The organism is Amycolatopsis sp. NPDC059027 (genome assembly GCF_042739735.1).
Classification (GTDB): domain Bacteria; phylum Actinomycetota; class Actinomycetes; order Mycobacteriales; family Pseudonocardiaceae; genus Amycolatopsis.
Window position 1 is genome coordinate 37,098 of the sequence record NZ_JBHYIK010000040.1, and the last position, 9,735, is coordinate 46,832.

Sequence of the window (9,735 nt, forward strand, 5' to 3'; positions counted from 1 at the left end):
CGGCGGGGCGTCGCGGCCCGGCCCCCCCCCCCGCCCGCCGCCGGGGGGGGGGGGGGGGGGGGGGGCGCGCCGGGGGGGGGGGGGGGGGCCCCCCCCCCCCCCACCACAGGCCGAGTGAGTGCTCGGCGTCGGCTCTCGCCTGGGCGGGATCGTCAGCCGACGCGATGACGAGGGCGGCCTCGATGAGCGCGCTGAGGATGAGCCGGGCCAGCACGTCGACGGGCTGTGGGGGGATGAGGCCTTCGTCGACGGCGCGGGTGAGGGTTTCGACGAGCACGCCGAGGCCGTGCTCGGCTTCGATGGCGCGCCAGTCCGCCCAGCCGAGCACGGCGGGCGCGTCGATCAGGATGATCCGGCGCATCTCCGGACGGTCGCAGATGTCCAGGAACGCTTTGAGCCCGGTGAGCAGTCCGGTCGTGAGGTCGGGGGCGTTGTCCAGCAGGGCGGTGATCTCGCCGGTGAACTCGGTCTCCACCTCGATCACCACGTCCCGGAACAGCGCCTGCTTGTCGGCGTAGTGGTGGTAGAGCGCGCCCCGCGTGACCCCGGCGGCGCGCACGATCTCGTCGGCGGGCACCGCGTGGTAGCCGCGCGCGGCGAAGAGCGCGCGGGCGGCGGTGGTCAGGGCGGACCGGGTGCTACTGGAGCGATCGTGCTGACTGCGGCGCATGGCCCATCAGTCTGCCAAGGCGGAAACCCTCTCTCGCGCGAACCCGATGATCAGCTCGTTCAGCTTGTCGGGCCGGTCCTCCGGAACGAACGTGTAGCTGTCGCCGATCTCGGTCAGCCGGGCGTCCGGGAGCACCTCCAGCAGGCGGTTGGCCAGCGAAAGCGGGAACAGCTTGTCCTCCGAGGCCCACGCCAGCAGTACCGGACGGCGGAACTCGCGCAGCTTCTCCGCCGCCTCGAGGGTGTATCGCTTGTCTACCCCGCGCAGGAACTTCCGGAGATCCCGCCGGACCCCCGCCGACCGCCACGCGGGGTCGATGTACGAGTGGACCGCGTCCATCGGGACCGGCCGCTTCGCCACCCAGCCGAAGCCGATCGGGAGTGAGCGGACGAACTTGCTGCGCAACGCGGCGGCCAGCACTCCCATGGTCCCCGGGACCTTCGCGAGCCGGGGGAGCGGCGCGAAGATCGGCGGAAAGAAGTGCTCGAACGAGTCCGACGGCGTGAGCACCACACCGGCGATCCGCTCGGGATGGTTCGCCATCAGGATCTGCGTGAGCGCGCCGCCGGTGTCGTTGGCCACCACCAGCACGTCACGCAGGTCGAGCGCGGCGAGGAATTCGGCTATCAGCTTCGCGACCCCGGACGGCGTGAGGTCCGCGTCCGGCGCCAGCGGCCGCCGGTGCGCGCCGAGCGGCCAGTCCGGCGCGAGGCAGCGGAACCCGGCTTCGGCGACCGCGGGCACGACCGCCCGCCAGAGGTCCGCGTTCACCAGCAGCCCGTGCACGAAGACCACCGGACGGCCGGAGCCGGTGTCCACGTAGTCCAGCGTGCCCTGGCCGAGCTGTACCTGACCGGTGCGTTCGAGCATGGCGCCCTCCTCGGATCGGTACGGCCCACCTTACATACATGGTGTATGTATGTAAATGCGCGCGGTTCAGTCGGTCCGTTCGTGGCTGGTGAACAGGTCGACCATGCTGTGGGGTGCATCGGCGCCGTACATGATCTTCTGGAGCAACTCGGTGCCGTCGGCGGCGGCTTCGGCGCTGCGGGGGAACATGGCTCGCTCGTATTCGGCGAGTGCTGTTTCGACGTCGCCGGGCTGCGCGGCGAGGGCTTTGCCGAGCTCGGCGCCGTCGAGCATGGCCAGGTTGGCGCCTTCGCCGTTCGGGGCCGCGAGATGGGCGGCGTCGCCGATCAGGGTCACCCCCGGCGCTCGATCCCACCGGTGCTCGACGGGCAGGGCGTAGTGCGGGCGCAGGACCGGCGGGGTGTCGCCGTCGGTGAGCAGCGCGGTGAGTTCCGGTGCCCAGCCGTCGAATTCCCGCATGATCCGGGCGATCGTCGCGGCGGGATCGGTGAAATCGATGGCGGCGAACCAGTCCAGTGGTCTGGTGAGTGCCACGTAGGTGTGCAGGGTGTCCCCGCTCTCGCGGTGCGCCTGGATCCCCTTGCCCGGCGCGAGTGCGCACATCGACCCGCCGCCGACCGCTTTCGCCGTGGCCGGATGCCGGATGTCCGCCTCGTACAGATACGTCTCGACGACCGACATGCCGGTGTATTCGGGTACCGCGCCGGACAGCAGCGGCCGGACCTTCGACCACGCGCCGTCGGCACCGACCAACAGACTCGTGACAATGGCGCTGTCGTCGGCAAAAGTCACCTCGTGACGGCCCTCGTCAAGGGTGCGAACACCGGTGGCCTTGTGTCCCCAGTGGACAGTGCCGGTCGGGAGCGAGTCGAGCAGCATCTGCCGTAGCGCACTGCGCTGCACCTCGGGACGGCCGCCCGTGCCGTCGTCGGCCTGGTCGAACAGGACGGTTCCGTCCCGGTCGAGGACCCGCTGCTGCTGACGGCCCTCCAGGATGAGGTCGCGGAACTCGTCCATCAGGCCTGCCGCCTCGACGGCGAGCTGGCCGTTGTAGTCGTGGATGTCGAGCATCCCGCCCTGCGCGCGTGCGGTCGGTGAGGGTTCCGCCTCGTAGACCGTGGCCGGGATTCCGTTGACGTGCAGGACGCGAGCGAGCGCGAGGCCGCCGAGTCCGGCGCCGACGATCGTGACGGGGGTGTGCATCGTGAGCTCCTTCGAGAAGTTATGGAATGCCGTTCCAGTCCTCATGTTGGAACGGCATTCCAGATATGTCAAGATGGGGGCATGGCAACGCGGGCACGCCGGTCACAGCGGCGCACGGAGGCGCTCTCCCGTGAGCGCATCGTCGAGGCCGCCATCGAGCTGCTCGACGCGGAGGGCGAGGGCGGGCTGACGTTCCGGGTGCTGACCCAGCGCCTCGCGACCGGGCCCGGGGCGATCTACTGGCATGTGGCGAACAAGGGCGAACTGCTCGACGCCGCGACCGAAGCCGTCATCGTCGCCGCGCTGGCTGTCGAGCCCGCCGAGCCCCCGGGCGATCCGCGGGACGGGATCCGCGCCGTCGCGTTCGGCCTGTTCGACGCGATCGACGACCATCCGTGGCTGGTCACGCAGCTCGCCACCCAGCTCTCCCGTGGCCCCGGGGGGCCGGTGGCGCCGCGGATCTTCGAAAGCATCGGCAGGCAGGTCCGCGCGCTGGGTGTGCCCGAAGGCAACTGGTTCACGGCGAGTTCAGCGCTGATGCACTACATCCTCGGCGCCGCCGGCCAGAACGCGGTGAACGCCCGCGGCGTGGAGTCCGATGTGGACCGTGCCGAGTTCCTCGGCGCGGTGGCGAAGGCCTGGGAAGAACTCGACCCCGACGACTACCCGGTCACCCGTGCCGTCGCGGAGCAACTGCGCGAGCACGACGACCGCGAGCAGTTCCTCGCCGGGATCGATCTCGTGCTCGCCGGGATCGCCGCGCTCCACCTGCCCGGGCGCTAGGCGTACTTATCGGGAGGGGACGCGGAACTCCCCGGCCAGCGCCGCCGCGGCGGGGGAGAGGTGGCCGGTGCGCAGGGCCAGCGCCATCGTCCAGGTCAGCACGGGTTCGGTGACGGGGACGGCTTTCAGGCCGCTCTGCCGTCCCGCGGCGGTGGCGGGCATCAGGGCGATGCCGAGGCCGTGCCGGATCAGGCCGGCGACCGTGGCGTAGTCGGCGACCTCGAACGGGACCGCCCGGGTGAGTCCCGCGGCGCGGAACGCGGCGTCGGTGGCTGCCCTGTTGCCCCAGCCGGGCGCGAAGTCGATGAACGTCTCTTCGGCGAGTTCCGGGACGGCCACGCGACGACGCCGGGCGAACCGGTGATCGGGGCGGCAGACGAGGTGCATCGGTTCCTCCGCGAGCCGACGAAGCTCCACAGTGGACGGTGCGGGTCCGGAATGCGAGAGCAGGGCCAGATCGAGCGTGCCGTCGGCGACGGCGCGGAGGTGTCCCGCCGAACCGGTCGCGGACTGTCGCAATTGGACGGTCACGCGCGGATGCTCCCGGTGGAAGCGCCCGAGCGCGGCGGGCAGGTCCACCGGCCCGGTGGACATGAGCATCCCCAGCAGAACCGTGCCCTGCAGCTGCCCGCGGTCGCCGGACACGCTGTCGCGGGCCCGGCGGCTCGCCTCCAGTGTCGCTTTCGCCTCGGGTAGCAGCGATGCCCCGGCCGGGGTGAGCGCGATCTGGCGTTTCGAGCGGTCGAACAGCTCCACGCGCAGCTCGCGTTCGAGCCGGGCGACCGCGGCGGACACCGCGGACTGGACGGTGTGCGTCCGCCGGGCGGCCCGCGAAAAGCTCAGTTCCCCGGCGACCGCGACGAAGTACTCCAGCTGGCGTAGTTCCACGCTCCTCAGTATCGCGCATCGCGATGAGTCGTATCGCGATCTTTCGTTGGACGTGATGGGTCTCGCGGAGCAGAGTCGAGGGAGGAAACGTTGACGTGAAGGGAGCCCGACGATGAACGACATGCCGCGAATCGGCTGGATCGGCACCGGACGGATGGGCGCCGCGCTGGTCCGGCGGCTGCTGGCCGCCGGGTACCCGGTCGCCGTCTGCAACCGGACCAGGGCCAAGGCCGAGGCACTGGCCGCGGACGGTGCCACGGTGGTGGACCGGCCGGTGGACCTCGCCGACCGGGATCTGGTGTTCACCATGGTCTCCGCGTCCGCCGACCTGCTGGCGGTGACCACCGGCGAGGGTGGGGTGCTGCGTGGCGACACAACGCCGAAGGTGCTGATCGATTGCTCGACGGTGTCGGCCGAGGCATCGGCGGAGGTGCGTGACGCCGCCCGCGAGCGGGGCACGGAATTCCTCGCGGCTCCGGTCAGCGGTAACCCGTTCGGGGTCGCGGACGGCGTGGCCACGCTGGCCGTGTCCGGGCCTGGCAGCGTGTACGCGGAAGTCCGGCCGGTGCTGGACCGGCTGGGTGCCGGGGCCACCCACGTGGGCGAGGCGGAGGAGGCCCGGCTGGTCAAGATCTGTCACAACGTCCTGCTCGGCGTCCTCGCGCAGACGCTGTCGGAGGTCACCGTGCTGGCGAACAAGGCGGGCATCCCGCGGGCGGCGTTCCTGGAGTTCCTGAACAATTCGGTGCTGGGCTCGCGGTTCACCCGGTCCAAGACCGCCGCGCTGGCCGAACTGGACTTCACGCCGACCTTCACCCCGCCCCTGTTGAGCAAGGATCTCGAACTCGGCCTCGCGGCGGCGCGCGAGCACGGCGTGCCCATGCCGATCGCGGCGAACGCCGCCCAGCTCGTCGCGTCGGTGGTCGGTGCGGGCTACCACGACGAGGACTTCGCCGTGCTGGTGCTGGAACAGGCGCGCCGCTCCGGGCTCACGCTGCGGCCGGAGCAGCCCGCGTGAACTAGTCAGCTCAGGCGCTGAGCACGCCAATGGCGTCCTCGACGGCGTCGCCAGTGACGGCCCCGTTCGGCGACCACAGATGACTGCGACGCGGGGAAATCCTGGTGGAGCGTGGCGAATTCGCGGGCGGTGATCGCCATCGTCACCGGGTACTTGATTTCCCCGCGCAGCAGCTCGGGGTCGCGCAGGCGGCCCTCCTCGCGGAAACCGAGGCTGCCATGCAGTGCGAGTGAGGCGAGATTTCCGCCGTAGACGCTGACTTCGCACTTCTGGTAGCCGTGCCCGAACATGACCGCGAGCACGACGGTGACGGCGTCCGCGGCGTAACCACAACGCCGATGCCGCGGCGCGATCCCGATGCCGTAGCTGAACCGGCCGGGAAACGGGCCCGCTTCGGTGATCCACAACGACCCGACGAGCATCCGGCCGCGCAGCGTCTCGATCGCGAACTGGCGGTCGTCACCGGCGGCCGCGTCGGCCCGATGCGCGGCCCAGTGCCGGTAACCGCCGATCCGCGGGGACGGATCGCCTGCCGCGTCCCGGTCGAACCCGGTCAGCGTGCGATGGTCCCCCGCGGTGATCGCGCGTAACCGCACCTTCCGCCCGGTCCAGTCCGGCGTCGTGATCGCCGTCGGGCTGTGCAGGTCCACCGGTTCCGAGCGGGCTGGCTGCGTGATCATCGGCGGAGATGTTACCGGGTCGGGCCGGCACGGGTCTCGGTTTTCCGCCGTCCGGGGACCGTCAGCGGGCGAGCCTCGCGCGGGCGTCTTCGGTGCGCGGGGTGAAGAAGTTGACCAGGTTGCCGTCGGGATCGCGGAACAGCAGGGACCGGTTTCCCCACGGCATCGTGGTCGGCTTCTGCACGATCTCGGGCGCGACGGCCAGGCTCGTCAGCCGCTCGTACTCCCGGTCGGCATCTTCGACGAGGAACTCGAGGATCGCGGTCCGGTTCGACTCGGGTACAGCCGCTCCGGCGCTGAACAGCGCCATCGTCTGGGCGCTGCCGATCGCCAGTGTGCATGCCGGGCCGACGAGTTCGGCGAACTGTTCGGCGGGCCACCGCGCCTCGATGCCGGTCGCCTGCTCGTAGAACTCGGCGAGGCGGGCGACGTCGTTGCTGATGACACGGACGGAGACGAACTGCACGGCGGATCCTTTCCACGGGATCGGGGGCGGTCTGAGTCCGCCCTCCGAGGGACACCGGCCACGCTAGAAGCAATAGTGGACAGGATCCGCCCGGTATTGCGAGGATCTTTGCGTGACCCGCCCGATCGCCCGTGTGCTGACCCTGCTGGAGATCCTCCAGAGCGGCGGCACCCGGACCGTCGCCGAACTCGCCGAGCGGCTCGACGTGGACGAGCGCACCGTCCGCCGCTACGTCGAGCACCTCCTCGACCTGGACATCCCGGTCCGGTCGGTGCGTGGACGGTACGGCGGATACCGCCTGGCCCCGGGCTATCGGATGCCCCCGCTGATGCTCACCGGCGAGGAGGCGCTCGCCGTCCTGCTCGGCCTGGTCGCGGGACGGCGTGCCGGGCTGATCACCACCTCGGCCGCGGCCGCCGAGAGCGCGGCCGCGAAAGTCCAGCGGGTGCTGCCCGAAGCCGTCGGACGCCGTCTCGACGCGTTGCTGGAGATCGCCGATTTCACCGCGCCCGCACGACCCGCGCTCACCGCGGAGGCCGAGGTGTTGCTCACCGTCGCGGAGGCGGCGCGGGATCGTCGCCCGGTCGAACTCGCTTACACCGCAAGCCATGGCGGTGCCAGCGAACGCGTCGTCCAGCCGTACGGGATCGTGGCGCACTCCGGGCGGTGGTACGTGACCGGCTTCGACTCCGCCAGTGGTGAGGTGCGCACCTTCCGTGTCGACCGGATCACGAACGTCGAGCCGCGGGCCGGAACCTTCGACGTGCCAAGCGGTTTCGATTCCGCCGGGCGGGTGCTGACCGCGATCGCCGAAACGCCTTACCAGCACGAGGTTTCCGTGCGGATCCAAGCGACGTCCGAGCAGATCCGTTCCGCTTTCCCGCCTGCCGTCGCCCTGTTGGAGGAGATCGACGGGACTTGGCTACGGGCCCGGATACGGGCGCAGCGGCTCGACTGGATTCCGCCGTTGCTCGCCGCGCTCGACCGTCCGTTCGTCATCGAGCGGCCCGAAGCCCTCCGCGAGCTGGTGCGAGCACTGGCCACTCGGCTGTCCGGCCACGCCGGGGAAATACCGGATACCGCTACCAGTACTGATGCTGCTTCCCGTCGGTGTCGGCGATGAAGACGACCGCGTCGGCGCCGGACAGGTCCGCCTGAGTCAGCGGGAGATGGCCGCGCACCATGGGTTCGGCCGTGCCGATCGACGCGGGAAGCGCGGCGCGCAGTTCCGCTGCCGGGAAGAGAGTGCGCCGGGTGGTCGCCTCGGCCAACATGCGCTGGAGGGTTTCCGGCTCGCTCTCGGGACTGGCGTCCGTGGCGACGAACAGGTAGCGCTCGCCGAGGGTGAGCTCGACGAGTGCACCGGGGTTGCCCCAGCTCACGGCGTCGCCATCGGTCGGTGTGTGGCGTTGCAGGAGGCCGTTGTGCGCGAAAACCAGGCTCGGCCCGTGTCCCTCTTCCCGCGCGACGAGCGCGTGCAGATTCTCGGCCATCATCTCCGAGCGCAGGCCGAACAGGGTCGCGACGCGATCGGGCGCCGTGTTGGCCATGGCCGCGTGATACCGCAGCAGACCCTGAGCGGCGCGCGCGTGCGCGACGGCGTGCGCGAAGCCGGTTGGGTCGGCGAAGCGGAGGTCTGGCGCTGCGCGGTGAAGCGCGCTGGCGAGGTCGTCCGCGACGAGACGCAAGGCGCGGACGCGGTCGGAGTCGCCGATGGACGCGGCCGGGTCGAACGCGGCTGCCTCGTTCGTCCAGTCCGCGTCCTCACCGAGCAACGTGTCGAGTTCGCGGGCTGACGCGGGCCGCAGTGCCGAGGGCAGGTAGTCGTTGACCGAGAACAGTGCGCGTCGAGGGCTCGGCGCGCTCGAGATCTCCAACGGCGCGTCGAAACCGTGGAAGCGAACCCGGTCCGAGGGTGCCCGGTCGGCATTGTGCGCGCGGAGCCATTCGACGAGTTCACGGTTACCCGGCACGTCACCGAATCCGTGGCTGAACCCGGTCGCGAGCACCGTGTCGAGGTCCATCGCGGCCCCACCCACGTAGTCGTCGACAACGGAGGCGGCGAAGACATCGGTCTCCAGCGCGATCGACCGATATCCCCGTTCGACCAGCCGGCCGAGGATTTCGTTGCGCAGCAACGGAAACGCCTCGACCCCGTGCGCCGGCTCACCGAGGGCGAACAGGGCGGGCGGCTCGGCCCGTGTGGCGAGCAGTTCGTCGAGTGCGCGGCCCAGGCTCGCCGGGTCGTCGAGTGGGCGGCCGATCTCCCGCAGTGACATGAGTACCTCTTTCCTCAGGAACTGCCATCGACGCTATCGTTGAAGAATCGAGTGAAACTTCTCCGACGACCACCTGAGTCAGCGAGAGCCAAGCCTCAAACGGAGGTGCGAGCTGCGGCCCATCGACCTCGCCAGGGAACACGGGTTGTCCGCCCAGGCGATCCGCAACTACGACGACGCGGGCGTCTTCCCGCCGACCCGGCGCAGCGAGTCCGGCTACCGGCGCTACACACCGTTGCACGCACAGGCCCTCCGCGCCTTCCTCGCGTTGCGCGGCGGCCACGGGCATCAGCAGGCCATGGAGATCATGCGCGCGATCAACCGGGGCGACACCGAATCCGCCTACCGGCTCATCGACGCCGCGCACGTCGAACTGCTCGCCGAACGCGGCACCCGCACCGAGGTCGCGGCGGCTCTGAGCAGCCTGTCCACCACGACGCCCGCCCCCGTCCACGGCAGGCCGCTGACCGTGGGCGAACTCGCGCACCGGCTCGGCGTGCACCCGGCCACACTGCGCACCTGGGAATCCGAAGGCATCCTGCACCCCGAACGCGACCGCGCGACGGGGTATCGCCACTACGGGCCGGACTGCGTGCGCGACGCCGAGATCGCCCGGCAGCTGCGCCGCGGCGGCTATCGGCTGCACCAGGTCGCGCAGTTCCTCGAATCGCTGCGCGAAGCGGGCGGGGCGGACGCGTTGAGCGCCTTTCTGGACTCCTGGCAGGACAGGCTGACCCTGCGCAGCCGCAACCTTCTCGCCGGCGCGGCACAGCTCGACGCCTACCTCACCCTGCTCCAGCAGACGTGACGGGGCGAGCGTGCCGGTGTCACCATGGACACCGGGACGACCCGCCCCGCGAATTAGGGGGGTAGGACTG

General features: G+C 70.7%; 11 protein-coding genes. 4 read left to right on the forward strand and 7 right to left on the reverse strand.

Annotated features, from left to right (window positions below):
- The 3 genes from ACFWY9_RS26280 to ACFWY9_RS26290 form a co-directional block, all read right to left on the reverse strand.
- Window positions 1-670: TetR/AcrR family transcriptional regulator (locus ACFWY9_RS26280; RefSeq protein WP_378340173.1), on the reverse strand; the 670-nt coding region annotated here is incomplete at its 3' end.
- A gap of 6 nt (window positions 671-676) precedes the next feature.
- Window positions 677-1,540 (reverse strand): alpha/beta fold hydrolase, encoded by an 864-nt coding sequence (locus ACFWY9_RS26285; RefSeq protein ID WP_378323040.1) that lies wholly within the window; start codon window positions 1,538-1,540, stop codon window positions 677-679.
- A 66-nt stretch (window positions 1,541-1,606) separates the two neighbouring features.
- The gene (locus tag ACFWY9_RS26290) at window positions 1,607-2,743 is read right to left on the reverse strand and encodes an FAD-dependent oxidoreductase (protein WP_378323039.1); all 1,137 of its coding nucleotides are present in this window, start codon (window positions 2,741-2,743) and stop codon (window positions 1,607-1,609) included.
- A gap of 81 nt (window positions 2,744-2,824) precedes the next feature.
- Here ACFWY9_RS26290 and ACFWY9_RS26295 point away from each other — a divergent pair, with 81 nt between their 5' ends.
- A complete protein-coding gene (locus ACFWY9_RS26295; protein WP_378323038.1) occupies window positions 2,825-3,526 on the forward strand; it encodes a TetR/AcrR family transcriptional regulator in 702 nt (233 codons plus the stop codon).
- Window positions 3,527-3,532: 6 nt separating this feature from the next.
- Here the strand turns inward: ACFWY9_RS26295 and ACFWY9_RS26300 are convergent, their stop codons facing one another.
- Window positions 3,533-4,414 (reverse strand): LysR family transcriptional regulator, encoded by an 882-nt coding sequence (locus ACFWY9_RS26300; protein WP_378323037.1) that lies wholly within the window; start codon window positions 4,412-4,414, stop codon window positions 3,533-3,535.
- A gap of 112 nt (window positions 4,415-4,526) precedes the next feature.
- Here ACFWY9_RS26300 and ACFWY9_RS26305 point away from each other — a divergent pair, with 112 nt between their 5' ends.
- Window positions 4,527-5,432: an NAD(P)-dependent oxidoreductase gene (locus ACFWY9_RS26305; protein ID WP_378323036.1), complete on the forward strand. Its 906-nt coding sequence runs from the start codon at window positions 4,527-4,529 to the stop codon at window positions 5,430-5,432.
- Window positions 5,433-5,437: 5 nt separating this feature from the next.
- On the opposite strand, the gene ACFWY9_RS26310 is transcribed toward ACFWY9_RS26305, so the two are convergent.
- Window positions 5,438-6,028, reverse strand: a complete 591-nt coding sequence (locus ACFWY9_RS26310; protein WP_378323132.1) for a GNAT family N-acetyltransferase — start codon at window positions 6,026-6,028, stop codon at window positions 5,438-5,440.
- 145 nt (window positions 6,029-6,173) lie between these two features.
- Window positions 6,174-6,578: a VOC family protein gene (locus tag ACFWY9_RS26315; protein WP_378323035.1), complete on the reverse strand. Its 405-nt coding sequence runs from the start codon at window positions 6,576-6,578 to the stop codon at window positions 6,174-6,176.
- 112 nt (window positions 6,579-6,690) lie between these two features.
- On the opposite strand from ACFWY9_RS26315, the gene ACFWY9_RS26320 reads away from it, so the two are divergent.
- On the forward strand, window positions 6,691-7,701 hold the full coding sequence (locus tag ACFWY9_RS26320) for a helix-turn-helix transcriptional regulator (protein ID WP_378323033.1): 1,011 nt from the start codon (window positions 6,691-6,693) through the stop codon (window positions 7,699-7,701).
- Here ACFWY9_RS26320 and ACFWY9_RS26325 read toward each other — a convergent pair.
- Window positions 7,661-8,857 (reverse strand): erythromycin esterase family protein, encoded by a 1,197-nt coding sequence (locus ACFWY9_RS26325; RefSeq protein ID WP_378323032.1) that lies wholly within the window; start codon window positions 8,855-8,857, stop codon window positions 7,661-7,663. The genes ACFWY9_RS26320 and ACFWY9_RS26325 overlap by 41 nt on opposite strands.
- A gap of 112 nt (window positions 8,858-8,969) precedes the next feature.
- Here ACFWY9_RS26325 and ACFWY9_RS26330 point away from each other — a divergent pair, with 112 nt between their 5' ends.
- Window positions 8,970-9,665, forward strand: coding sequence for a TioE family transcriptional regulator (locus ACFWY9_RS26330; protein ID WP_378323131.1), 696 nt, complete (start codon window positions 8,970-8,972; stop codon window positions 9,663-9,665).
- Window positions 9,666-9,735 lie beyond the last annotated feature (70 nt).